Source organism: Bacillus inaquosorum, from assembly GCF_023238325.1.
Classification (GTDB): domain Bacteria; phylum Bacillota; class Bacilli; order Bacillales; family Bacillaceae; genus Bacillus; species Bacillus inaquosorum.
The window spans coordinates 3998786-4023919 of sequence record NZ_CP096592.1; the positions used below are offsets into that span (position 1 = coordinate 3998786).

The 25134-nt window shown below is 46.5% G+C and carries 22 protein-coding genes, 1 pseudogene and 3 riboswitches; of the genes and pseudogenes, 11 read left to right on the plus strand and 12 right to left on the minus strand.

Features of this window, described 5'->3' with window-relative positions:
• Positions 1-71 precede the first annotated feature (71 nt).
• Positions 72-1091 (minus strand): UDP-glucose 4-epimerase GalE, encoded by a 1020-nt coding sequence (gene galE / locus M1M80_RS20275; RefSeq protein WP_060399818.1) that lies wholly within the window; start codon positions 1089-1091, stop codon positions 72-74.
• Positions 1092-1355: 264 nt separating this feature from the next.
• Between galE and M1M80_RS20280 the strand changes: the two genes are divergently transcribed.
• From M1M80_RS20280 to M1M80_RS20315, 9 genes and pseudogenes are all read left to right on the plus strand, one after another.
• Positions 1356-1829: a DUF1453 family protein gene (locus M1M80_RS20280; RefSeq protein WP_060399819.1), complete on the plus strand. Its 474-nt coding sequence runs from the start codon at positions 1356-1358 to the stop codon at positions 1827-1829.
• Between the two features lie 17 nt (positions 1830-1846).
• Positions 1847-3067 carry a sensor histidine kinase gene (locus M1M80_RS20285; RefSeq protein WP_032731727.1) on the plus strand — a complete coding sequence of 407 codons (1221 nt, stop codon included), beginning with the start codon at positions 1847-1849 and terminating at the stop codon, positions 3065-3067.
• Positions 3054-3710 (plus strand): two-component system response regulator YxJL, encoded by a 657-nt coding sequence (gene yxjL / locus M1M80_RS20290; RefSeq protein WP_060399820.1) that lies wholly within the window; start codon positions 3054-3056, stop codon positions 3708-3710. Before M1M80_RS20285 ends, yxjL begins: the two co-directional genes overlap by 14 nt.
• Positions 3711-3759: 49 nt before the next feature.
• Complete coding sequence (gene pepT, locus M1M80_RS20295; RefSeq protein ID WP_003236188.1) at positions 3760-4992, plus strand: peptidase T; 1233 nt, start codon at positions 3760-3762, stop codon at positions 4990-4992.
• Positions 4993-5096: 104 nt separating this feature from the next.
• Complete coding sequence (locus M1M80_RS21585; RefSeq protein WP_003236190.1) at positions 5097-5225, plus strand: hypothetical protein; 129 nt, start codon at positions 5097-5099, stop codon at positions 5223-5225.
• A gap of 278 nt (positions 5226-5503) precedes the next feature.
• Positions 5504-5782 (plus strand): hypothetical protein, encoded by a 279-nt coding sequence (locus M1M80_RS20300; RefSeq protein ID WP_080030776.1) that lies wholly within the window; start codon positions 5504-5506, stop codon positions 5780-5782.
• A gap of 174 nt (positions 5783-5956) precedes the next feature.
• Positions 5957-6445 carry an LURP-one-related/scramblase family protein gene (locus M1M80_RS20305; RefSeq protein WP_060399821.1) on the plus strand — a complete coding sequence of 163 codons (489 nt, stop codon included), beginning with the start codon at positions 5957-5959 and terminating at the stop codon, positions 6443-6445.
• A gap of 65 nt (positions 6446-6510) precedes the next feature.
• Positions 6511-6617, plus strand: a riboswitch (SAM riboswitch).
• 83 nt (positions 6618-6700) lie between these two features.
• A pseudogene (locus M1M80_RS20310) lies at positions 6701-7839 on the plus strand (5-methyltetrahydropteroyltriglutamate--homocysteine S-methyltransferase).
• Positions 7840-7907: 68 nt separating this feature from the next.
• Positions 7908-8014: riboswitch (SAM riboswitch) on the plus strand.
• A 77-nt stretch (positions 8015-8091) separates the two neighbouring features.
• Positions 8092-9228 carry a 5-methyltetrahydropteroyltriglutamate--homocysteine S-methyltransferase gene (locus M1M80_RS20315; protein WP_060399822.1) on the plus strand — a complete coding sequence of 379 codons (1137 nt, stop codon included), beginning with the start codon at positions 8092-8094 and terminating at the stop codon, positions 9226-9228.
• Between the two features lie 49 nt (positions 9229-9277).
• Here the strand turns inward: M1M80_RS20315 and M1M80_RS20320 are convergent, their stop codons facing one another.
• The 5 genes from M1M80_RS20320 to M1M80_RS20340 form a co-directional block, all read right to left on the minus strand.
• A complete protein-coding gene (locus M1M80_RS20320; protein ID WP_060399823.1) occupies positions 9278-10051 on the minus strand; it encodes a 3-hydroxybutyrate dehydrogenase in 774 nt (257 codons plus the stop codon).
• 16 nt (positions 10052-10067) lie between these two features.
• Positions 10068-10724 carry a CoA transferase subunit B gene (locus M1M80_RS20325; protein ID WP_019259883.1) on the minus strand — a complete coding sequence of 219 codons (657 nt, stop codon included), beginning with the start codon at positions 10722-10724 and terminating at the stop codon, positions 10068-10070.
• Complete coding sequence (locus tag M1M80_RS20330; protein ID WP_060399824.1) at positions 10721-11437, minus strand: CoA transferase subunit A; 717 nt, start codon at positions 11435-11437, stop codon at positions 10721-10723. Before M1M80_RS20330 ends, M1M80_RS20325 begins: the two co-directional genes overlap by 4 nt.
• A gap of 23 nt (positions 11438-11460) precedes the next feature.
• Positions 11461-12879 (minus strand): GntP family permease, encoded by a 1419-nt coding sequence (locus tag M1M80_RS20335; RefSeq protein WP_060399825.1) that lies wholly within the window; start codon positions 12877-12879, stop codon positions 11461-11463.
• Positions 12880-13029: 150 nt separating this feature from the next.
• Complete coding sequence (locus tag M1M80_RS20340; RefSeq protein WP_060399826.1) at positions 13030-13890, minus strand: putative RNA methyltransferase; 861 nt, start codon at positions 13888-13890, stop codon at positions 13030-13032.
• Positions 13891-14270: 380 nt separating this feature from the next.
• A riboswitch (purine riboswitch) is annotated at positions 14271-14372 on the plus strand.
• Positions 14373-14499: 127 nt separating this feature from the next.
• Between M1M80_RS20340 and M1M80_RS20345 the strand changes: the two genes are divergently transcribed.
• Positions 14500-15693: a NupC/NupG family nucleoside CNT transporter gene (locus tag M1M80_RS20345; protein WP_060399827.1), complete on the plus strand. Its 1194-nt coding sequence runs from the start codon at positions 14500-14502 to the stop codon at positions 15691-15693.
• 41 nt (positions 15694-15734) lie between these two features.
• Here the strand turns inward: M1M80_RS20345 and M1M80_RS20350 are convergent, their stop codons facing one another.
• From M1M80_RS20350 to M1M80_RS20360, 3 genes are all read right to left on the minus strand, one after another.
• Complete coding sequence (locus M1M80_RS20350; protein WP_060399828.1) at positions 15735-16406, minus strand: DUF3298 and DUF4163 domain-containing protein; 672 nt, start codon at positions 16404-16406, stop codon at positions 15735-15737.
• A 146-nt stretch (positions 16407-16552) separates the two neighbouring features.
• Positions 16553-16843 carry a hypothetical protein gene (locus M1M80_RS20355; protein ID WP_003236216.1) on the minus strand — a complete coding sequence of 97 codons (291 nt, stop codon included), beginning with the start codon at positions 16841-16843 and terminating at the stop codon, positions 16553-16555.
• 49 nt (positions 16844-16892) lie between these two features.
• Positions 16893-18953: a catalase gene (locus tag M1M80_RS20360; protein ID WP_060399829.1), complete on the minus strand. Its 2061-nt coding sequence runs from the start codon at positions 18951-18953 to the stop codon at positions 16893-16895.
• Positions 18954-19155: 202 nt separating this feature from the next.
• Between M1M80_RS20360 and citH the strand changes: the two genes are divergently transcribed.
• A complete protein-coding gene (gene citH / locus M1M80_RS20365) occupies positions 19156-20436 on the plus strand; it encodes a citrate transporter CitH (RefSeq protein ID WP_019259891.1) in 1281 nt (426 codons plus the stop codon).
• 180 nt (positions 20437-20616) lie between these two features.
• Here citH and bglS read toward each other — a convergent pair whose 3' ends face one another.
• From bglS to M1M80_RS20380, 3 genes are all read right to left on the minus strand, one after another.
• Positions 20617-21348, minus strand: a complete 732-nt coding sequence (gene bglS, locus M1M80_RS20370) for a beta-glucanase (protein ID WP_003236223.1) — start codon at positions 21346-21348, stop codon at positions 20617-20619.
• 476 nt (positions 21349-21824) lie between these two features.
• Positions 21825-23249 (minus strand): glycoside hydrolase family 1 protein, encoded by a 1425-nt coding sequence (locus M1M80_RS20375; protein ID WP_060399830.1) that lies wholly within the window; start codon positions 23247-23249, stop codon positions 21825-21827.
• Between the two features lie 20 nt (positions 23250-23269).
• Positions 23270-25102 (minus strand): PTS beta-glucoside transporter subunit IIBCA, encoded by a 1833-nt coding sequence (locus M1M80_RS20380; RefSeq protein WP_060399831.1) that lies wholly within the window; start codon positions 25100-25102, stop codon positions 23270-23272.
• Between the last annotated feature and the right edge of the window lie 32 nt (positions 25103-25134).

The following is a 25134-nucleotide window of genomic DNA, read 5'->3' on the forward strand; positions in this document are numbered from 1 at the left end:
GCTGAAAAGGGTGCCCTTCAGGCGCCCTTTTTCTCTAAAAAAGGCCTTCTCTGTTGAGAAGGCCTCTATTCTTATTCCGCACTCTTATACCCATTCACATTAGAAGACTGCCATCTCCAAGAATCAGCACACATTTCCTCAAGGCCTCGTTTCGCTTCCCAGCCCAGTTCCCGCTTGGCTTTTGCAGGATCTGCGAAGCAGGTCGCAATGTCTCCAGGACGGCGGTCCGCAAAACGGTAAGGAACCTCTTTCCCTGACACTTTTTCAAAGGCTTTGACCATTTCAAGCACGCTGTAGCCTGTGCCTGTTCCGAGGTTGTATGCGTCGGCTCCTGTGGCGTTCAATACTTTTTCCAGCGCTTTGACGTGGCCTTCTGCAAGATCAACGACATGAATATAATCACGTACGCCTGTCCCGTCTTTTGTCGGATAGTCATTTCCGAATACGCTTAGTTGCTCAAGCTTGCCGACAGCCACCTGCGCCACATACGGCATGAGGTTATTCGGAATGCCGTTCGGGTCTTCACCGATCCGTCCGCTTGGATGCGCGCCGAACGGATTAAAGTAACGAAGCAGCGCAACGCTCCATTCATTGTCGGCTGTATGCAAATCACGCAAAATTTGTTCAAGCATGAGCTTCGTCTGCCCATAAGGATTTGTCGCACCTAATGGAAAATCCTCCGTAATCGGTGATGTTTCCGGAACGCCGTACACCGTCGCAGACGAACTGAATACGATTTTTTTGACGCCGTATTTCTCCATGACCTCACATAAAATAAACGTTCCTGTCAGATTGTTATGATAATATTTGAGCGGAATCGCCACAGATTCACCGACTGCTTTTAACCCCGCAAAATGAATCACAGCTTCAATTTCATTTTCCGCAAAAACGGAATCTACCGCTCCCCGATCCAATAGATCCGCTTCATAGAACGTTAAATCTTTTCCCGTAATCTCCTTGACGCGGTTCAGCGCCTCAGCCGAGCTGTTGGACAGATTATCAAGAACGACAATCTCATAGCCGCTGTTCAATAACTCCACACATGTGTGGCTTCCGATGTACCCGGCACCGCCTGTAACAAGTATTGCCATGATGTAAACCCTCCTAAAAAATGACCTGATATTATTATATAGTGTTTAGAACTGGCCTACATCCATTTTTAAGAAGTTTAATTGTTTATTAATAGTTTCTTCATATTTTTTGTAGGCAATCATATAAAGGACATTCAGCATTTTCACGCCATGTTACATGACTTTATGCAGCGCGAACAAGTATAGCAGCTGAAAAATCAATCTGCCGGTTGACGTTTTCTTTTGCAATTTTCGCTATGCTTCATACAGAAAGGATTTGATGACATGGCGATGAGCCCTTATATTTTTATTGTCTTTTTTCTTATTATTTTATCGATGTATCGAGAAAGAACGGTAAAACCCGTGAAATTGCTGATCATTCCGCTGCTGCTGTTATGGGGCGTATCAGCATCTTTTCAGCCTTCATATTTTCATTCTGTTTTACACGTGGCGATCAGCGGCATCTTATTACTGATTGGGCTGGCCTGCGGGTTTGGCATCGGGAAGATGGTAAACGTGCGGATTCATCCAGAAACCGGAAAGGTTACTTCACGCGGCTCACTTGGAAGTGTTATCCTCATTCTAATGATACTTTCTTTGCGTATGGCTGCGAGAATATGGCTGCCAGAGAGCAACGAGATTTTTATTGCCATTATTCATTCTATGTTCTTCATTCCCCTCGGCACTATCACAGCCCGCAATATCATGCTTTACAAAGCATACAGACGGCTGACCGCAGGCAAAGTATCGATTCAATAACTGAAAGAAGGACCAGCATGAACCGACAATCTTCGGCTCGGCACTACAAGAAATTTGTGCCGAGCCTTATTCTCATATTGAATTGCATACAATGTTTATCTCATCCATCCGAAGCTGATCCCATTTTGTTAGCGTTTGTGTTTGCGGTGTACTTAGCATTCATTTGGATCATTCCCTATGTAACATCCGCTGCTGTTAATTTCAGCATATTCGTCGGTCTTTGGCTCCTGACCGTTTTTCTTTGGGCTGTTTCCGGCCAAGAGCAGGGAGCCGCCTTTTTCTTAATCGTATTTTTATTGGTTTATACGGCTATAAAGCTTCCTGCACGCCTGTCCTTGATCTTTACAATATGCCTAATTGGAGGCAACGTTTTCTTTCTGTACACTGTTTTTGACAGCAGCTGGGACGATATCATCAGTAACATCTCGATCATGATCGGACTGTACGTATTCTTCTCCTCCATGCGTTTCAGACGGGAAGCCAGAAAAGAGGCTGAACGGAATCATGCTGAATTAGCGAAAATGCACTTGCAGCTGGAGCAGGCGCATGAAGAACTCCAGAAAGCGCACGCAGAGCTGCAGGAGGCTTCTGTTCTTTCTTTAAGGTACGCGGTCCTTGAGGAGCGCACAAGAATAGCCCGCGACATTCATGACAGCATCGGCCATGAGCTGACTTCTGTGATTGTTCAGCTTCAATCTCTTCCCTATATCCTAAAAAGCAGCAAGGAGGATTCAGAAAAAGTCATTCAAAATGTACTGAGTGTCGCCAGAGAATGCCTTCAAGAAGTACGGTCTGTCGTTCACCAAATGGGACGAAGTGAATCCATGGTTGGCCTTACCGCTTTGCGGGGGCTTATCCATCAAGTGGAGGAACGGAGCGGCTTGCACGTTTCTTTAGACACTGCCGGCCTGTCAGAAGAGTCTTGGCCTCAAAACGTAAGCGAAACGATCTACCGCATCTTGCAGGAAGCGCTGACCAATATCATTCGCCATGCTCACGCTTCCCATGCGGCTGCCATCATCTCAAATGACGAGACACATCTTTATCTCACAATCACCGACGACGGACAATTCACCGGCAATCTTACTTATGGATTTGGCCTGACAGGAATGAAAGAGCGCGCTGAAAAAGCAGGCGGTTCCCTGTCCCTCAGCACTGTGCAGCCGAGCGGCCTGCAAATTGAGCTGGCATTGCCGCTCATGACAACGAATAAGGAGCAAAAAGATGAACAAAGATAAAATACGCGTCGCACTTGCCGATGATCAGCCGCTAGTGCGCGAAGGATTCCGCTATGTCATCAACGCACAGCCGGATATGACGGTTTCCGGTGAGGCCGGCGACGGTCACGGCATCATTGCACTGGCAAAGCAAACAAAACCCGACGTCATCCTCATGGATGTCCAAATGCCGCATTGCTCAGGCATCGAAGCGGCAAAAGACATTATGTCTACACTCCCATATACAAAGATTGTCATTTTAACCACCTTCGACACGGAAGAATATGTATTTGAAGGCATCCGTGCGGGTGCAGTCGGCTATTTGCTGAAAGATACGCTTCCTGAAGAATTGATAGACGCCATTCGCGCCGCGGCCAGAGGCGAAGCGATTTTCCGTACGGCCACAGCTGCTAAAATTATCAGTGAGACATTTCGCTCGAAGCAACAGACTCAAGCCGAAGAACTGGCAGAGCCGTTTACCAAAAGAGAACTCGAGGTTCTTCAGCAAATGGCCTATGGGTTGAGAAATGAAGAGATTGCTGAAAAGCTTTTCGTCAGCGAAAGCACGGTAAAAACCCACGTGCACCGCATCCTGCAAAAATGTAACGCCCAAGACCGGACACAGGCAGTCGTTTTTGCCATTCGAAACGGTATTGTGCAATAGAAATCTCTCATCCCGCCATGATAAAATAAGACAAAGGAGATGATTGGAAATGAAAGAAGAAATCATTGAACGGTTTACTACATACGTAAAGGTCGACACACAGTCCGATGAATCCGTCGACACCTGCCCTTCCACACCCGGCCAATTGACGTTAGGAAACATGCTTGTCGATGAATTGAAGTCAATCGGCATGCAGGATGCAGCCATTGATGAGAACGGCTATGTCATGGCGACTCTTCCCTCCAATACTGAAAAAGACGTGCCGACAATCGGCTTTCTCGCCCACGTCGACACCGCCACCGACTTTACCGGCAAAAACGTGAATCCCCAAATCGTAGAAAGCTACGATGGAAAAGACATCGTTCTCAATGAACAGCTGCAGGTCATCCTGTCGCCTGATCAATTCCCTGAGCTGTCCGGCTATAAGGGCCACACACTCATCACCACAGACGGCACAACCCTTCTCGGCGCAGACAATAAAGCCGGCATTGCCGAAATCATGACAGCCATGGATTACCTCATCAAACACCCTGAAATCAAGCACGGCACAATCAGAGTCGCCTTTACGCCTGATGAAGAAATCGGGAGAGGCCCGCACAAATTTGATGTGAAACGATTCAATGCGTCCTTTGCCTACACAGTTGACGGCGGTCCGCTCGGCGAGCTTGAATACGAAAGCTTCAATGCCGCTGCCGCAAAAATCACGATCAAAGGCAACAACGTACATCCCGGCACGGCAAAAGGGAAAATGATCAACTCTGCAAAAATCGCAATGAAGCTGAACAGCCTGCTGCCGGCAGACGAAGCGCCTGAATATACAGAAGGCTACGAAGGCTTCTACCACCTGCTGTCGATTCAAGGAGATGTAGAGGAAACAAAACTCCACTACATTATCAGAGACTTTGACAAAGAAAACTTCCAAAGCAGAAAAGAAACAATGAAGCGAGTCGTTGAAGAACTTCAAAACGAATACGGGCAAGACCGGATTCAGCTTGATATGAACGATCAATACTACAACATGAGAGAGAAAATCGAACCTGTCATCGAAATCGTCAACATTGCCGAGCAAGCGATGAAAAACCTCGGTATCGAACCGAAGATTTCTCCAATCCGCGGCGGCACGGACGGATCCCAGCTGTCCTACATGGGACTCCCGACGCCAAACATCTTTACCGGCGGGGAAAACTTCCACGGAAAGTTCGAATACATCTCAGCTGATAACATGGTCAAAGCCGTAAACGTCATCGTTGAGATTGCAAAGCTGTTTGAAGAACAGGCGTAATGCCAAAAGCCAGTCCAAAAAAGGGCTGGTTTTTTTGTGTAAAAACGAAACATTTTGAATACGTCCTCCGTAAAACAAGTATCAACACATGAGGAGGAAAAACAATGACAAAACATGCAATTGCTGCAAAAAAGAGCCTATTTAAAAAATGGATCACGATCCGGCCTCTTAAAATGCAAAAGAAATCGAGCCCGTTTCAAAAGATCAGAAAAATGTTCAAACGCTTCTTCTGATAAGACATCCAAATCCCCAAAACCACAATCTGCATTCCCCCGTACCGCCCAAATGCTCCGTAATTTGGGTTTTTTGTGTTTGATTCCGAAAAATAGGGTATAAACCTAACAAGCAAGAAAACAGCACCCAAAAACAGGTAATTGGAATTATGTAAATTTAGGTTAAAAGTTATATAAAGGAATTTATTTTATCGTCGATAGTAACTATAGAACCAATCACTAACATGAACAATCACCAATTTACAAGACTATTTTCAGGTTATCAGGTTAGACTGTTTTTGAGGGGCAGTTATTTATTTTTAACCAATTTGGAATTTTTTGAATACTTTTTGACATTTTATCCGTACAATAGAGAATACCAAAACTTTTTTTGGGAGGAATGTAAAATGATCCTTTTTATTATCATCGCATTATGCGGCTATCTTCTTTTTTCTTTCAGCAAGGACAATCGCCGCAAACCGCAAAAGACAAGCCCTCTTCCAGCAGCCGCACCTCATCACAACAACCTAATCGACCTTGACGCGATCCGCCAAAAACGCCGGATGCATCTTTCCTAATACTATATTTCAAAAGAAAGGCTGCTGAACGATGCAGCCTTTTTTTAATTTAGAAACATTAATTACTCGTAAAAAACGGCCAGCGCGTTTCTGGTTACTAGATTTGGAACTTGAAACCTTTTTGCCCCCCTGTCCGTAATCTCTTACAAGGCAAATCAAAAGGAGACTTCAGCAATGATCGAATTATTTATGAAACAAAAGATGTTCTCGTTTAAAGATGCATTTCACATTTATGACCGGGATGAACAAGAGACATTCAAGGTCGAGGGGCGGTTCTTTTCGTTAGGGGACTCGCTGCAAATGACAGATTCATCCGGAAAAACACTCGTTTCCATAGAACAAAAAGTAATGTCTTTATTGCCGCGATATGTGATTTCAATTGGCGGGGAAACAGTTTGTGAGGTGACGAAGAAACTAACATTTTTCAAACCAAAATTTGAAATTTCTAAGCTCAACTGGGAAATTGACGGTGACTTGTGGAAGGATGAATTCCAGCTGACGGACGGAAAGAATGTCCGGATGTCGGTGAGCAAGAAGTGGCTGAGCTGGGGTGATTCCTATCATTTGCAGATTGCAAACGAAGAAGATGTGCTGATTTGCACGGCCATCGCTATCGTACTGGATATGGTATTATATGACGATGAAGATGAAAGTATTTTCTAAAAAGTGTTGACAATTGATCCAAAAGTAATAATATTAAGATAATTGAAATTTGAATATGAAGATATACCTTATCAAGAGAGGTGGAGGGACTGGCCCTATGATACCCGGCAACCGCTGTTTCAAACAGAATGGTGCTAAATCCTTTAGAACATTGCGTTCTTGCAGATGAGGCGGAGATTTGATCGTTCAAGCTCTTCCTTACACAAAGGAAGAGCTTTTTTATGCTCAACACATTTCAGAAAAGAGGCGAATGACATGGCTCAACAAACAAATGCCGCAGGACAAAAAACAGTACAACAACACAAAGCTCCTTTCCGCGCCGATCATGTCGGCAGTTTACTGCGCTGCGCTCCGCTCCGGTGAAAGAAGCCCGGCAGAAAAAAGCGGCCGGCGAGATCACGGCGGAACAGCTTCGTGATATTGAAAATCAAGAAATCACCCGCATTGTGGAAAAACAAAAAGAAATCGGTCTCGATGTGGTAACAGACGGAGAATTCCGCCGTTCTTGGTGGCATTACGATTTCCTGGAAGGGCTTGACGGAGTGGAACCGTTCATCCCGGCTGAAGGGATTCAGTTCCATAACGCGAAAACAAAAGCACGCAGCATCAAAGTGACGGGAAAACTTGATTTTACGAGCCACCCAGCGCTTGCCGATTATCAATTTTTACATGAGATTGCCGGCGACGCGACACCAAAGCTGACGATTCCGAGCCCGAATATGCTGTTTTTCGGTGAAAAGGCGGATAAAGGGATTTATGACGACCAAGAGGAATACTTTCATGATCTGGCCCAAGCGTACAAAAAAGCAATTAAAGCCTTTTATGACGCTGGATGCCGCTATCTTCAGCTTGATGATACGTCATGGTCTCTTTTCTTTGAGGAAAAAGGCAGAGAGGTTGTCCGGGCGCTCGGCGGCGATCCAGAAACATTGCCTGACTTGTTTGCCAAAACGATTAACGATGCAGTGGCAGACCGCCCTGATGATTTAGCAATCACGATGCACATTTGCCGCGGCAACTTCCGTTCAACTTGGGCGGCATCTGGAGGCTACGACGCTGTAGCGGAAACGATTTTGGACGGCTTAAACCTGGACGGGCTGTTCTTGGAATACGATGATGACCGCTCTGGGAATTTTGATCCGCTCCGTTTCGTGAAACGCAAGGATCTGCAAATTGTGCTTGGCTTGATCACATCGAAATACGGCGAGCTCGAAAATCCTGATGATGTGAAACGCCGAATCAATGAAGCTGCGCGTTTTGTCAGCCTGGATCAGCTGTGCCTCAGCCCTCAGTGCGGTTTTGCCTCTACAGAAGAAGGCAATCTTTTGACAGAGGAGCAGCAATGGGCAAAGCTGCGCCATGTCGTCGACATCGCCAACGATGTGTGGGGATAATCTATCATTGACAGAAACAGAAAATGTGTGAATAATAGATACTATCAGAAAATTTCATAAAAAGGTTTTCCTTATCAAGAGAGGTGGAGGGACTGGCCCTGCGATACCCGGCAACCGCTGTTTAACAGAATGGTGCTAAATCCTTTAGAGCAATGATTGCTCTTGAAGATAAGGTTGAGATTGTCACGCAAGCTCTTCCTTATCCAAAGGAAGAGCTTTTTTATATTCGAATGGAAAGAAGGAATGGACAACATGTCACAACAAACAACACCCGCAGAACAAAAATCACTTCAAAGAAAAAAACCGCCGTTTCGCGCGGATCAAGTCGGAAGCCTGCTGAGATCAGAGCCCGTCAAAAAAGCGCGGCTGCAAAAAGCGGCCGGCGAGATTACGGCTGAGCAGCTTCGCCAGATCGAAAACGATGAAATCATCCGCATTGTGGAAAAACAAAAGGAAACCGGACTGAACGTCGTGACAGACGGTGAATTCCGCAGAGCGTGGTGGCATTTTGATTTCCTGGAAAACCTGGATGGCGTTGAGCCGTTTACTCCTGAGCAGGGCATTCAATTCCATAACGTACAGACAAAAGCACGCGGCATTAAAGTCACAGGCGATATCGACTTTTCAACTCACCCAATGCTTGAAGATTACTCATTTCTCCATAGCATTGCCGGTGACGCGACGCCAAAAATGACGATCCCGAGCCCGAATATGCTGTTTTTCCGTGGGAAACTTGAAAAGGATGCGTACAAAAAAGACTATCACCTTTTCCAGCACGATGTATCCAAAGCATATAAAAAAGCGATTCAAGCGTTTTATGACAGAGGCTGCCGCTACCTCCAGCTTGATGATACGGCATGGGCTGTTTTCTTATCTGAAAAAGGCTTAAAACAAATCGAGGCGTTCGGAACAACGCCTGACGAGCTTCGCCAGCTGTTTGCGAAATCGATTAACGACGCGATTGCAGACCGTCCTGATGATCTGACGGTAACCATGCATATTTGCCGCGGCAACTTCCAGTCCACTTGGACAGCGGAAGGCGGCTATGACGCAGCAGCCGAAACCATTTTTGACGGCTTGAACCTGGACGGTCTATTCCTGGAGTATGATGATTCACGCTCAGGCGGATTTGAACCGCTCCGTTATGTAAAGCGCTCTGATCTTCAGCTTGTCCTCGGCTTAGTGACATCTAAATTCGGTGAGCTTGAACATCCGGACGACGTGAAACGCCGTATCGAAGAAGCGTCCCGTTATGTGAGCTTAGACCAGCTTTGTCTCAGCCCTCAATGCGGATTCGCTTCAACTGAGGAAGGCAACAAGCTGACTGAAGAACAGCAATGGGCGAAGCTCCGCCATGTGGTTGAGATCGCTAACGATGTTTGGAAATAAGCCAAAAAACACACTTGATTCCCTAACGGAGCAAGTGTGTTTTTTTATGTCATTGAGCGGTGTAGCCCCCATCAAGGACGACAGCCTGCCCGGTGACGCCCTTCGCTTTCCCGCTTGCCAAAAACACCGCATAATCCGCGATTTCCTTGACGGAAAGCAGTCGTTTTTGCGGGACAAGCGGAAAAATGACCTGTTCAAGTACGGAGTCGTAAGGGACATTTCTCGTTTTCGAAAGATCGCTCAGCTGATTGCGGACAAGCTGAGTATCGACATAACCCGGACAGAGCGCGTTGACTGTAATGCCGTGGGGCGCGCCTTCCAGCGCCCCGACCTTTGTCAGCCCAATGACGCCGTGCTTGGCGCTATTATAAGCGGATTTCCCCGCAAAGCCGACTAAGCCATTAACAGACGCGATATTAATGATTCTGCCAAACTGCTGTTTTTTCATGATCGGAAACACATGCTTCATCGCGATGAAGGGCGCCGTCAGCATGACCTTGATCAGCTGCTCAAAGGTTTCTGTGGGAAACTCTTCAATCGGGGCGACGTGCTGAATACCGGCATTGTTCACCAAAATATCCAAGCGGCCGTATCGTTTCTGGATGGTGTTCACCGTATCAGCGACTTGCGCTTCCTTTGTCACATCACACGGAACGGCTTCTGCGTCAAAGCCTTCTTCGGCAAGCTTGGAGGCGGCCTTTTCACACGCTTCCTGATGGAGATCCGAAACGATGACGCTGGCGCCTTCACGGGCGAATTCCCTTGCGATTTCGAATCCGATTCCGCCGGCTGCCCCTGTCACCAATGCGACTTGTTTGTTCATGTCAAACACCTTCCCGTTAAGAATTTTGTTTGAGCACAGACTGGCTTACAGCGAAATTAGCTTCTGTTTTTTCATAAACCTCTTCAATTGTGACGCCTTCCTGAAGCTCAGTCAGTGTCATGCGGCCGTTATCAAAATCAAACACAGCCAAATCCGTAATCAGCCTGTGCACGACTTTCTGGCCTGTCAGCGGAAGGGTGCAAGCTTGTTTCACCTTTGACTCGCCATGTTTATTGACATGCTCCATGATGACAACGATCCGTTTCGCCCCGTTGACGAGATCCATGGCGCCGCCCATCCCTTTGACCATTTTCCCGGGGATCATCCAATTGGCCAAATCGCCCTGCTCAGAAACCTCCATGCCGCCAAGGATAGCCAAATCGATATGCCCGCCTCTTATCATTGCGAATGACTCAGCGCTGTCAAAATAGGAAGCGCCCGTCACTTCAGTGATCGTTTCCTTTCCTGCATTGATCAAATCCGCGTCTTCCGTTCCTTCCACAGGATAGGGGCCGATCCCGAGCAAGCCGTTTTCTGACTGAAGCATGACGTGAACGCCATCGGGTATCTCATTTGCGACAAGCGTCGGCATTCCAATCCCAAGATTGACGTTCATGCCATCCTTAATTTCTTGTACCGCCCGTTTGACCATTCGTTTTCTCGCTTCCTTCATTTCGCCTCACCCTTTCCCGCCGCTTGCCGAACTGTTCGTTTTTCAATCCGTTTTTCATGGCTTGCGCCAAGCACCACATGCTGTACGTAAATTCCCGGCGTGTGGATGTGATCTGGATCGAGCTCTCCCGCTTCCACGATTTCTTCCACCTCGGCAATCGTAATCTTGCCTGCCATGGCGGCAACGGGATTGAAATTTCTCGCCGTTTTTCGAAAAACCAAATTCCCCATAGTATCCGCTTTCCACGCTTTGACGATTGCCACATCGCCGGTAATGCCTCGCTCCAGCACATACGTCCGGCCGCCGAATGTTTTATGTTCTTTTCCCTCGGCTATTGAGGTGCCGACGCCTGTCGCCGTATAAAATCCCGGTATGCCCGCGCCGCCTGCACGAATTCTCTCAGCGAGCGTTCCTTGGGGAACAAGCTCGACCTCAAGCTCTCCGCTTAAAAACTGCCACTCAAAAATTTTATTTTCGCCGACATAGGATGCGATCATTTTCTTGATTTGCCTATTAGCCAAAAGCAAACCAAGCCCCCAGTCATCCACTCCGCAATTGTTGCTGACAACGGTTAAATCCTTTGCTCCCTTGTCTCTTATCGCCAAAATGAGCTGTTCAGGAATGCCGCACAGCCCGAATCCTCCTGCGATCAGCGTATCACCATCATGAATCAGTTCCGCAGCTTCCTTACTAGATGACAGCACTTTTCCCATATTGATGCCCCTTTCGTTTTCTCCTACACTAGACCCGTCAGGCTGTAAATCGCGATCACAGCAAATACGGCAGCCGTTTTGATGAGCGTGATCGCAAAAATATCCCGATACGATTGCCGGTGAGTCAGTCCCGTCACGGCCAGAAGCGTGATGACAGCACCATTATGCGGCAGCGTATCCATACCGCCTGATGCCATCGAAATGACCCGATGCATCACTTCCGGCGGAATGTTGTAAGCCTGAATCGCCTGCAAATATTGATCCGACATCGCGCTTAACGCAATGCCCATACCTCCTGAAGCCGACCCGGTGATTCCCGCCAGCGCTGTTGTCGTGACAGCCCCGTTTACAAGCGGGTCGGTAAAGGTGTGCGAAATTCCGCTACTCAGCTTGTGAAACCCCGGCAGTGCGGCGATAACGCCGCCGAAACCATACTCGGCACCCGTATTCATAGATGCCAGCAAGGCGCCGCCGATCCCTTCATTCAGCCCCTCCTTCATTTGGGCAAACACTCTTCTCCAATCAAATAAAATCGTTGTGATGATGCCGATCACCAGAGCGAGCTCCACCGACCAAATGGCAGCTGCTGAAGAAATATCAAGCTTTCCGAACTCCTTTAATCCGATCGACGAAAAATCAAATCCATTCGGGTACCACTTTGGAAGGTATATGGTGAAACATTTATTCATTGCACCTACGAGTATAAGCGGGACAAAGGCAAGCGCATGCTGCACCGGGCTTTTGTCAGGTTCAGCCGCGAACTCAGACTTTTCGAGAGCGGCTGAATCCTCCGAATCAAAACCGCCATAGCCTTCGCCGGATGCCTGCGCTTTTTTCCGCCTCGATTCCAAATAGAGCATACCCGCTGCCAGCACAATCACTGCGCCGATCAAGCCAAGCCAAGGAGCGGCATAAATGTCTGTTTTAAAAAACGTCGTCGGGATGACATTTTGAATCTGCGGCGTCCCCGGAAGTGCGTCCATCGTAAACGTAAAAGCCCCTAAAGCAATCGTTCCCGGGATAAGGCGTTTCGGTATGTTTGCTTCTCGGAATAAATTTTTTGCAAACGGATATACGGCAAACACGACAACAAACAGGCTGACGCCGCTGTACGTCAAGATAGCACCCATCAGCACAATTGCAAGTATCGCTCTTTTTGCCCCGACAAGCCTGACAATCGTTTTCGCAATCGATGCCGCAAGTCCTGACATTTCGACGACCTTTCCAAAAATCGCACCGAGCAAAAATACCGGAAAATACAGCTTAATAAAACCCGCCATCTTTTCCATAAAAATCGATGAGAAAAAAGGAAGCACATGGCTTGGATCAGTCAGCAGCACCGCGAATAACGCGCAAATCGGCGCAAACAAAATGACAGAAAATCCCCGATACGCCGTAAACATCAGCAAGCCTAGCGCCAATAGAATAATGATCAGTTCCACAAGCATCCCCCATTTCTACGGACTAGAAAGCGTTTACAAAAACTCCCCGCATCGGCTGTTTCCGTCCCCTTTCCATATGTACGAGAAGCGGGGGCCAACTATTCCGATTAAAAAAGGAAAGCTCCTTTTTTCGGAGCTTTCCTCTGCCATTCATTTCATTCCTATTAGGATATCGACATCAACCGTGATATCGGCTGATTTCATCTCTTTCAGCAGGCTGACTCGGTCTTTCGGCGCCGACCAGGCGAGCGGCGTCATCTGGAGCAGCCAATGTATCGCTTGCCGGTTAAGCGTTTTGACATAGCTCAGCCTCGCTTGTTGGCTGCGTTCAACATTCGCTGTAAAACGCTCAACAGCTGCCGTATTGGAATACGTACGCCTTGGTGAATCAGTATATAAAAATTGCCTTAATTCTATTAAATAATCTTTTCGCGGCACTACTTTGATGAGCATGCCGTCATCCTTCAGCAATCTATGAAACTCTGCATAATTGGACGGCGAAAAAATAGACAGGACAACATCAAATTGGCGGTCATGAAAGGGGGCACACGCCACATCGGCAACCGCCCACATTTGATCTTTGAATGTCTTAGAAGCTTTTACAATCCCATCCTTTGAAAGATCGATGCCTGCTCCCATCGCTGTTTTCCCTGCATAATCAAAACCGCAAAGCGCATTCAAATGAGATCCCTCACCGCATCCGCTGTCCAAGATGGTGAAAGCTTCTTCACCAGAGGTGGGGTGACTGATGAGATCTGCCATTGCATGATGGAGCGGTTCAAAAAACCGGCATTCCCCAATCAGCCTGCTCCTCGCCTCAAAAAGCCCGGCATCGTAACCGGTTTTGACCGGCTTCGTCAGGAAGTTCACATATCCGTGCCGAGATCTATCAAATGTGTGCCCTCGTTCTGTACAAATCAAACTTTTTCCTGAAGCCGCATCCATGGAAGAGCCGCAGAGCGGGCATCGAAACATGGGTGCGAATTGGCTGACATCAGCTGTTCGTTTCATGATAAAAAACACCTCATTCATTCATTTTTAGATAAATGAAAAAGGCATAGACAAATAAACCTGGGCCTTTGGCCAGGTCTGGCAGATTGTCTATACCTGTCATTATCTATAACGAATGAATTGGATAATCATGAAAAAAACTCCCTTTTTTGCTGTATGGGGTTTCCCCATGTACATCATACAACAAACCTCTAGGAGCTGAAACCATATATAGAAGAAAAAACAGCGCTGCAATGCTGTTGCCTCATCAAAATCATATCAACATAGCAATCCAACATGTTTTTCCTTTATTTTCTCAATTTCAAAATATAAATTTTATTATTGTGAAAATAGTTAAAAAGGTTGATTTTCAAAAATTGAAAGGATAAAATACTGCTATCAACTTAGAAAATAGACATTCTTGTATATGATCAGTAATATGGTCTGATTGTTTCTACCTAGTAACCGTAAAAAACTAGACTACAAGAAAGTTTGAATAAATTTGAACGAGTTGAAAAGGACAAGTTCTTTTCTGTTTGCTCTTATTTTTCACACTTTCTGCACTTCCAGAATTTGTGAAGGATAAGAGCTTTTTTTGTTTCCATAATAAACCTCATAGGAGTTGCTATCATGTACTTTTTATTAAACCTTGTCGGTCTCATTGTGATTATGGCAGTTGTATTCCTATGTTCTCCGCAGAAAAAGAAAATCAAGTGGCGCCCGATCATTACGTTAATTGTTCTGGAATTGCTGATTACTTGGTTTATGCTGGGAACAAAAGTCGGGAGCTTGGCCATCGGTAAAATTGGTGATTTCTTCACTTGGCTGATTGCTTGCGCCAGTGACGGTATCGCGTTTGCCTTCCCGTCTGTCATGGCGAATGAAACAGTAGATTTTTTCTTTAGTGCACTTCTTCCAATTATCTTTATCGTCACATTCTTTGATATTTTAACATATTTCGGCATTTTGCCTTGGCTGATTGATAAAATCGGATGGGTGATTTCAAAGGCTTCCCGCTTGCCGAAATTAGAAAGCTTTTTCTCTATTCAAATGATGTTCTTGGGAAATACGGAAGCACTTGCGGTCATCCGCCAGCAGCTTACGGTATTAAATAACAACCGCCTGCTTACATTCGGCTTAATGAGCATGAGCAGCATCAGCGGCTCCATTATTGGATCTTACCTGTCAATGGTGCCGGCGACATACGTATTTACAGCGATTCCTTTGAACTGCTTAAACGCGCTGATTATCGCAAACCTGCTGAACCCTGTTCACGTGCCGGAAGATGAAGATATCATCTATACACCGCCTAAAGAAGAGAAGAAAGACTTTTTCTCTACGATTTCTAACAGTATGCTTGTCGGCATGAACATGGTTATCGTTATTTTGGCAATGGTGATCGGATATGTCGCATTAACGTCAGCAATCAATGGCATTCTTGGCGTTTTCGTACACGGCCTCACCATCCAGACGATTTTTGCTTATCTCTTCAGTCCTTTCGCATTCCTGCTTGGGCTGCCGGTACACGATGCGATGTACGTCGCTCAGCTGATGGGAATGAAATTGGCAACGAACGAGTTTGTTGCGATGCTTGACTTGAAAGAAAATCTCAAATCACTTCCGCCTCACACAGTTGCGGTGGCGACGACATTCCTGACGTCATTTGCCAACTTCAGTACAGTCGGCATGATTTATGGTACGTACAACTCGATCCTTGACGGCGAAAAGTCAACGGTCATTGGGAAAAACGTGTGGAAATTGCTCGTCAGCGGAATTGCGGTATCTTTACTAAGTGCTGCGATTGTCGGCCTGTTTGTGTGGTAGAAACATTGAGCCATATCCCTTTGCGGATATGGCTCTTTTGATTATTGATAAATAGAGGAAGGCACCTGCACATCACGGATTCCGGCTGCATAAGGTCCCAAGTCATACTGGCCGAAGACGATGGCGATCCCGTTTTTCGTAAAGTAAAACGTTGTGTCTTGGTTAAGGATAATATCCTCTTTCTTTACGTCAGGGAAAAACAGCGTGTCATGTTTTTTGATATAGCTGTATAGGTAGTCTTTCGTTTTGCTGATTTTTGTTTTGGAGTTCAGAATCTGATTCAGTGTCACCCGCTTTTGTGCTTTCAAGTCATAGTTGAAGGACTGAACAGATGTTAAACCATGGGCGCCGCCTGAATAAATATAATTGAGCGTTTGAATGCTAAGCTTGCCTGCCGCATTGTATTTGACGCTGAAGGATGTTTGATATTCCGCTTTGAATCCCTGCTGTTCGCCTGCTTTTTTGTTTTTCAGGTATTCCTGATACGATTGTTCAATGTAGGCTTTCAGCTCTTGATTGATTTTCTTTTCAAACGCGGCATTTCCGATGTGATGCACCTGTGGATACTTTAATTCCTTGATCTTTTTGTACGTATGGCTGCTGACAGTCGGTGTTTTCTCTTGAGCTGCTTTTGATGATGGGGCCGCATATGCAAATACAGCAAAAAGCAAAACTGCAATCCCCGCGGCTTTCAGCATGTTATTCCATTTCATACGATCTCCTCCTTTGATGTGCATTGCTTATTATTCCCTTTTTTCTGCAAGGTACACTTTTATAGACTGATGGAAGTGAAAAGAAGTTTCTAGGTCTAATAGCTCGATTTTTCTAATAAAAAAAGAGACACAATATGTCTCTTTTTTTATTGTTTACGCTCAGCAATTGCTTCGTGAACCGCTTGTGCCAAATCTGTATTTCCAAACATCTCTAACACCGCAATGACGGTCTGATCCGGAATGTGTTCTGATTCGTGTTTGGGCACGACCAGTTCGTCCATGGTTTTTTTCAAGCTTTCATTCAGCTTTTGCTGCGGATATGCTTTGGCGTACAGCTCCACCGGATCAAGATCATGGTTCACGCACCATTGGGCAAACACCAAAATCATCATATTTTCATCGCGTTCGTAAGCTTCAGCGAGTTGTTTTTCGTTCATTTGTCATGCTCCTTATGAAAAGTATCTTCCTTTAAGATACAGGAGCGGATCAAATTCGTCTATCCCAATGGCGGTGAGCGGCGACGGCCTCGATAAACGCGTTGCTGAAGGCGGTGTAGTCCGCTTCATCTTTCGCAGTCACGATGCCCGGCCCCTCTGTTGTCCCGACAGCTGATTGAAAAAGATCAATTCCTTCGTTCGCTGCACCGATCGCCTTATAGTGGTTGTATGCTTCTCTTATAAACGCCATCGCTTGTTTGTTGCCTTTTAACTCCGGTCCTCCTGCGGCATAGACGGCATCATACAGAACAGAATCAGCCGTCAGGAACGTGCCGCCGGCCTCAAGCTGCTGTCCGGTGCCGCCTGTGATGTACCCCAGCGTTTGGCTGATGATATCCGCTGTGATCCCTTCTTGCTTTAAGGCGTCCAGCACTGTTTGCAGCTCTTTTTCATGAAATCCGTTTCCGGCGAGAACAGCGACTTTTCTCGTTGACGCTGTTTTCACTGTACGGGCTTGGCTTAACGCAGGTGAGGTAAGAATTTCTTTTGATGCTTTCCGTTTCGCCGGCGGCGCCACGCCCACTCCTTTGGCGATTTCTTCTGCTAAGCCTGCATCCACATTGCTGAAGACGTCAACGACCTGCCGCTGCACGTCCTTGCTTTTGACCTTCCCGACCTCGAAGCAGAAAGCAGAGATGATGTGCTGCTTCTCGACAGGAGACATACTGTTCCAGAACAGCTTCGCCTGTGAGTAATAATTGTTGAAGCTGTCGCTCCGCTGGCGGATTTTTTTGCCCTCGACTTTCTCCTGATAGTGGACGTAGCCGCCTTCTTCAGCTGTCGCAGGCGACGGGTCATTGTTTTGCAGAGAGTTTTTATGATAAGCGACCGGCCCCTTATTGATCGTCATCCGGTGATAGCCGTCGTATTGATTGTTATGGAACGGACATACCGGCCGGTTAATCGGAAGCTCATGAAAGTTCGGACCGCCAAGACGGATGAGCTGTGTGTCCGTATAAGAGAAAAGCCGTCCCTGCAATAGCGGGTCATTGGTAAAATCGATGCCCGGCACGACATTTCCCGGATGGAATGCGACTTGTTCTGTTTCCGCAAACACATTATCCTGGTTGCGGTTCAGCGTCATTTTCCCAATGATCTTCACCGGTACGAGCTCTTCCGGCCACAGCTTTGTCGGATCAAGGATATCAAAATCAAATTGGAATTCATCTTCTTCATCAATCATCTGCACGCCGAGCTCATATTCAACCGTGCCGCCGTTTTCAATCGTTTCCCACAGGTCGCGGCGGTGGAAGTCGGGATCTTTTCCGGCAATTTTCTGCGCTTCATCCCATACGAGAGAATGCACGCCGAGCACCGGCTTCCAGTGGAATTTCACAAAACGCGCCTTTCCTTGTTCATTGACAAATCGGAACGTGTGAACGCCGAAGCCTTCCATCATTCTGTAGCTGCGAGGAATGCCTCTGTCAGACATCGTCCACATCACCATGTGAGCCGACTCAGGGTTATTGGCGACAAAATCCCAAAACGTATCATGAGCGGTCGCGGCCTGAGGCATTTCATTGTGAGGTTCAGGCTTAAACGCGTGAACCAAATCCGGAAATTTGATCGCATCCTGAATGAAAAACACCGGGATGTTATTTCCTACAAGATCATAGTTTCCTTCTTCAGTATAAAATTTCGTCGCAAAACCTCTGGCGTCCCGCACTGTGTCTGCGGAGCCTTTAGAACCCGCAACAGTTGAAAACCGGACAAATACAGGTGTCTTCACTGAAGGGTCCTGAAGAAATTTGGCCCGTGTATACTCGGTCATCGGCTCGTAAACCTCAAAAAAGCCATGCACGCCATACCCGCGCGCATGCACAACACGCTCCGGAATCCTCTCATGGTCAAAGTGCGTCATTTTCTCCCGGAAGTGAAAATCCTCCATCAGCGTCGGGCCGCGAACCCCGGCTTTTAACGAGTGCTCATCCTCTGACACCCGCAAACCTTGGTTTGTCGTCATTTTCTTCCCGCCGTTATCGACCCTGTACTGCTCAAGCTGCTCATCCTTTGAGTGTTCATTTACACGTTTGTTTTGATCATCACTCATGTCTGTTCCCCCTTTTTAAAACGAAACATTCTACAGCACATTTACCCGTGGCAATCTTCATATAAACTGCTAATCCGCTCAATAGGATTTTAGGTCTACATATCAGGATGAGGTCATACACATTTGAAATAAGCCTTCTTCTCAAAAAGAAAACGTGGAAGCGCTTACTAAAAATGTGCTGTTAAATGGGGGAGGTCATATCGTGCTTGCCATACTCGGTTTTGTGATGATGATTGTCTTTATGTACCTTATTATGTCTAACCGGCTTTCCGCTCTTATTGCGTTGATTGTTGTTCCTGTTGTGTTTGCCCTGATCAGCGGATTTGGCAAAGATCTTGGCGAGATGATGATTCAGGGCGTAACAGACCTCGCTCCTACCGGCATCATGCTGTTATTCGCCATCCTTTATTTCGGCATTATGATTGACTCAGGTTTGTTCGATCCTCTCATTGCCAAAATCCTTTCGCTTGTCAAAGGAGATCCGTTAAAAATCGCCGTCGGCACCGCGGTTCTGACGATGACCATTTCGCTGGACGGGGATGGGACAACAACCTATATGATTACCATTGCGGCGATGCTGCCTCTTTACAAACGGCTCGGCATGAACCGTTTGGTCTTAGCGGGAATTGCAATGCTCGGTTCTGGGGTCATGAACATTATTCCGTGGGGCGGGCCGACAGCGAGGGTTTTGGCTTCCTTAAAATTGGACACGTCGGAGGTCTTCACGCCGCTGATTCCCGCTATGATCGCCGGCGTTCTCTGGGTGATCGCCGTTGCTTATATCCTCGGAAAGAAAGAGCGAAAGCGGCTAGGCGTCATTTCGATTGAACACGCGCCGTCCTCCGATCCGGATGCAGCGCCGCTTAAGCGTCCCGCTCTCCAATGGTTTAACCTGCTGCTGACTATCGCTCTGATGGCCGCTCTGATCACCAGCCTGCTTCCGATCCCTGTTCTTTTTATGATCGCGTTCGCCATCGCCTTGATGGTCAACTATCCAAATGTCAAAGAGCAGCAGAAACGGATCTCGGCGCATGCGGGAAATGCGTTAAACGTTGTGTCCATGGTGTTTGCGGCTGGTATTTTCACAGGCATTCTCTCCGGCACAAAAATGGTCGATGCGATGGCACATTCTCTCGTTTCACTCATCCCTGATGCCATGGGCCCGCACCTGCCTTTGATCACTGCCATTGTCAGCATGCCATTCACCTTTTTTATGTCGAATGACGCCTTTTACTTCGGTGTCCTTCCCATCATTGCAGAAGCCGCTTCCGCTTACGGAATAGACGCCGCTGAAATCGGAAGGGCCTCCTTGCTGGGTCAGCCCGTGCATTTGCTCAGCCCGCTTGTGCCTTCCACCTATCTATTGGTCGGAATGGCAGGCGTCAGCTTTGGCGACCATCAAAAATTCACCATTAAATGGGCCGTGGGGACAACGATTGTCATGACGATTGCGGCACTTTTGATTGGGATTATCTCGTTTTAATAAGAAAAGGATTTCCGCTGGCGGAAATCCTTTTGTTCTGTATCATCCGAAAACCCAAGATCAAAATATATATCACATAGGATATTTTGAGTGAATAGAAGATATTCATGCCAACAACTTCTCACTACAATCATAAGAGCCTGGCTATATTGAGCCAGCAGGCTCTTATCACATTTGACATTATTTTTTTGTATAACGCACCCAGTCGTAATGAGCGTATAGCGGTGTTACACCATTGTAGGAACCGAGCCATTCATCGACACCCGTACCATTCCACAAGTTCATCATAATCTTTCCTGGTGTTGTCGGGATTTGGCTTGTCGCAGTATGTTTTAATTGCCCATCGACATACCATTTAATAGAGTTTGGCTGCCAATCGAACGCATACGTATGATAGGCATTAGCCGCATCAAATCCGAGATCCACTATCTTCTCATGGTTTCCTACACCATTTGTGTAATAGTTAAATTGAACCTTTGTTGTGTCTTTTCCTAAAAATTCAATATCAATCTCATCCCAAGGAGTTCCATCCGTTGGGCCTGTGTATGTGAAGAACGATGAAACGATCCCTGTGTTTTTAGCTGGTTTCATTCTGACTTCATAAAGTCCATAGCCATATGCTTGAACAGACCGGTTTTCCCCGCAGTCAAACTTGTTATAAGATGGACTTGTTAGCGCCAAACGCATTTCACCTAATGACGTCATGGATACGTTATTTGCACGCCAAGTGCAGTTGAACATATTTCCATTTGAATAACCATTTGCTTTTTGCCATAAACCGGAGTTATAGCTGTTAAAAGGGTCAAAAAACGATCCGCCTGTTTGAGCCGAGGCAGTAGAAGTGATTGCAGACAAACTCATAAACAATCCAGTGACAAGAAACAACAACACTCGTTTCATACGATAGGACATGTTGATATTCCCCTTTCTTCGAAAGCGTTTTCTGTATCGATCATACATGATTCTTTTAAAAGGGAACATCGGTCATAATAATGATAATAACGAATCCAAGAATCCTGTAACTATCATTTTTAGATTGATAATTAATTTGGCTTTGCATCTTTGGATTATACTTAGACCCAACTTTAACAAAATGAAGGTGATGAGATGTATCGAATTCAATAAGTAAAGAACATGTTTGGTATTCCTTCTTCAACGCTGCGGTTTTATGAAAAGGAAGGAATTCTTCCGAAAATTAGTCGGATGCAAGCAGTCATAGTCCTGCCTGTTCCAGACAAAATCCATGTGATCCGTGTTCGATCTGACGAAGGCCGAAGAAAAAATGTCGTCAGGGTTATTCGTCAAGAACAGATGAAGGATCAAATAGTTGGTCTTCGGAATTATACATGGAAGACATTTATGAATCGATGTTCATAATTTTTATATTTTTAACTCCCCTTCAACACTTCACCGTTTGAAGCAATCACCTCTTTATACCAATAAAAGCTTTTCTTGCGGATTCGGCGCAGATCCTTCAGATCAAATTCATCACGGTTGACGTAAATGAAGCCGTAGCGTTTCGAGCAGCCCTGATGCGTAGAAATCAAGTCAATGGCTGACCATGGAGAGTAGCCTAACACATCGACACCGTCTGTGATGGCCCATTGAATTTGTTCGATGTGCTGTTTTAAATAATCAATGCGGTAATCGTCATTGACCGTATCATTTTCTTCTAATTGATCGAAAGCGCCAAGCCCGTTTTCTGTGATGATCAATGGCAGCTGGTAACGGTCATAGATTTCTCTCAGCGTGGATCGGAAACCAACCGGGTCAATCTCCCAGCCGAAGTCATTTTTCTTCAAATGCGGGTTGCTGCTGCCGCGGTAGACACCGTCTTCTCCCGTTTTCAAATGCTGGTCTCCTCCGCGTGCCACTTCATCCGATCCGTCGCCTTTGCTCGCTGCCGCTGTTTGAGAGGTGTAGTAGTTAAAGGCGATAAAATCAGGTTTCGCAGATTGCAGAATCTCCATGTCACCATTTTCAATGACTGGCGTATAGCCTTTTTCTTTCATATAAGCCCACGCCGTCGTATTGTAGCGCCCATGAACTGCCATGTCTAAATAGAGCCAGTTCCGAATCGCATTATAGTTGAAAGCCGCCACAATATCCTCCGGTTCTGAAGACGCTGGGTAGATGAGCGCGATATTCGGAGCAGGGCCGATTTTAGCTTCCGGCAGCATGTCGTGGCAGAGGTTCATGGCTTTTGCCTGCGCCACCAGCATGTGATGGTTTTGCTGATACAGCTCTTTTTTCGGGTTTTTGAGATTCGGATCAAGTGTGCCTAAAGCGCTGCCATGAAGGATCATCATGTTTTGTTCGTTGATGGTCAGCCAGTACTTCACACGGTCACCGAAGTGCTCAAACAACACCTTGGAATACCGTTCAAACGCATCAATTGTGGCTCTTTGCGACCAGCCGCCTTTTTTCTGCAGGGCATTCGGCAGATCAAAGTGATACATCGTAACAATCGGTTCGATCTTATATTTGAGCAGCTCATCAATCAGGTTGCTGTAAAATTCAATTCCCTTTTGATTAATGTCTCCGTCACCGTCAGGAATAATCCGCGTCCATGCAATGGAAAAACGGTACGCTTTAAAGCCCATTTCGGCAAACAGCGCAACGTCTTCTTTATAGCGATGGTAATGGTCGCTGGCGACTTTAAAATCAGTTGTTCCCTCTGGATAGCTGTCGCGTGCGTCAATCACTGACGGGCCTTTTCCATCTTCGTTCCACGCGCCTTCCACTTGATAGGCAGAAGTTGATGCTCCCCACAAAAAATTCTCCGGAAATGCTGCAAGTGTTTTATAGTTCATTGTCTGTTCCTCCAATGGTTTTAGATTAAAGAAAAGATTCTTTCTTCTATTTTGACTTGCTTTTGATCTGTTTGAATGACGTCGGTATATTGATCTGCGTTTGTGATGACGATCGGCGTGTTCATATCAAATCCCGCCTTTAGTAAGTCATCCAGGTCAAATTCAGCAAGCAAGTCTCCTTGTTTGACGGTTTGTCCCTGTACGACCTTAGGATAAAAGTGCTTACCCTCCAGCTTCACCGTATCAAATCCGAGGTGAATGAGGATTTCTGTTTCCTGATCAGTCACCATTCCAAATGCATGGCCAGTCGGAAAAACGGTTGATATCACGCCATCCGCTGGTGCGACGAGTCTGCCTTTCTCCGGCAAAATCGCTATTCCCTTTCCGAGTGTCTCAGACGCAAACACTTTATCCTCCACTTCTGTTAGCGGAATCACTTTTCCTTCTAACGGACTGCTGATCTCTTCCCGGCGGACTGCGGGTGCAGTTGGCTCTGCTTTGATATCTGTTTGTTCTGCAGGATCTTCAAACCCAACAATATACGTTAGGATGATTGATAGAATAAAAGATACCGAGATTCCCAAGATAAAACCGGCAAAGCCCTGTCCGTAGAAAATCGGGATCGTCAATAGACCGGGTGCGCCTGAAGCGATGGCGACGCTGTGAGCCTGCCCGATAATCGCCCCGCCAACGGCCGCACTAATGACACCGCATACAAAAGGTTTTTTCAGCCTGAGCGTGACGCCGTAAACGGCCGGTTCTGTAATGCCAAAAATCCCTGTGACAGCAGCGGAACCGGCAAGCGCCTTTAATTTTTTGTTTTTCGTTTTCAACATGACACCCACTGCAGCTCCTGTTTGTGCAAATACAGCTGCCGCTGTAGCCGGTTTAATCGAATCCTGTCCATTGACCGCAATGTTATTTAAAATGACCGGCACAATCCCCCAGTGGATGCCAAAGATGACGAGAATCTGCCAGAGTGCCGCGATCACGGCGCCGGCCAGCATCGGGTTAAAGCTGAAGATTGCCAGAATCGCAGACGCGATGGCATTTCCCGCGTTTACCCCAATCGGGCCGAATACAATTAATGTGAGCGGTACAATGGTTACAAGACAAACGAGCGGGGTAATGAAGGTTTTCACACTATCATGAATCACCCGGTTCAAATACTTCTCAACATAACTCATCACAAAAATCGCCAAAATGATCGGGATCACAGTTGATGTATAGTTCATTAACACGACTGGAATCCCGAAAAAGTCCGTTTCTGCATTGCCGTTCTTCAGCTCAATGATCGTTGGATAGATAAGCGCCCCGGCAACCGTGACAGAAACAAATAGATTCGCGCCAAACTTTCGGGCAGCGGTAATAGCCAGCAAGAGCGGAAGAAAATAAAACAGGCTGTCCGCAGCGGCATACAGTATCGTATAAGTGGTTTCCTCTGGTTTGAGCCAGCCGGCATTTGTACATATCATCAGCAGGCCCTTTAAAATTCCCGCTCCTGCCATCACGCCAAGTAAGGGTGTAAAAATGCTCGATACGATATCAACAAGCCGTCCGAACAGATTTCCTTTCTGGGCAGAACGTTCAGCTCGGTCATCATTCAGCAGATGAGACATTCTTCCAATCTCTTGATACACCTCTGAAACGTGATTGCCGATCACGACCTGAAACTGTCCTCCGCTTTCCACTACAGTTACGACTTCATCCAAAGCTTCGATTTTATCTTTATCTGCTTTCGATCGGTCGTTTAGTGTAAAACGCAGGCGTGTCGCACAATGTACAAGGGAACGCACATTTTCTTCCCCGCCAACCAGCTGTAGTATATTTTTTGCCGCTGCTTGAATCCCCATTTTCCTCTCATCCCTTCTGCTAAAAAATAAAA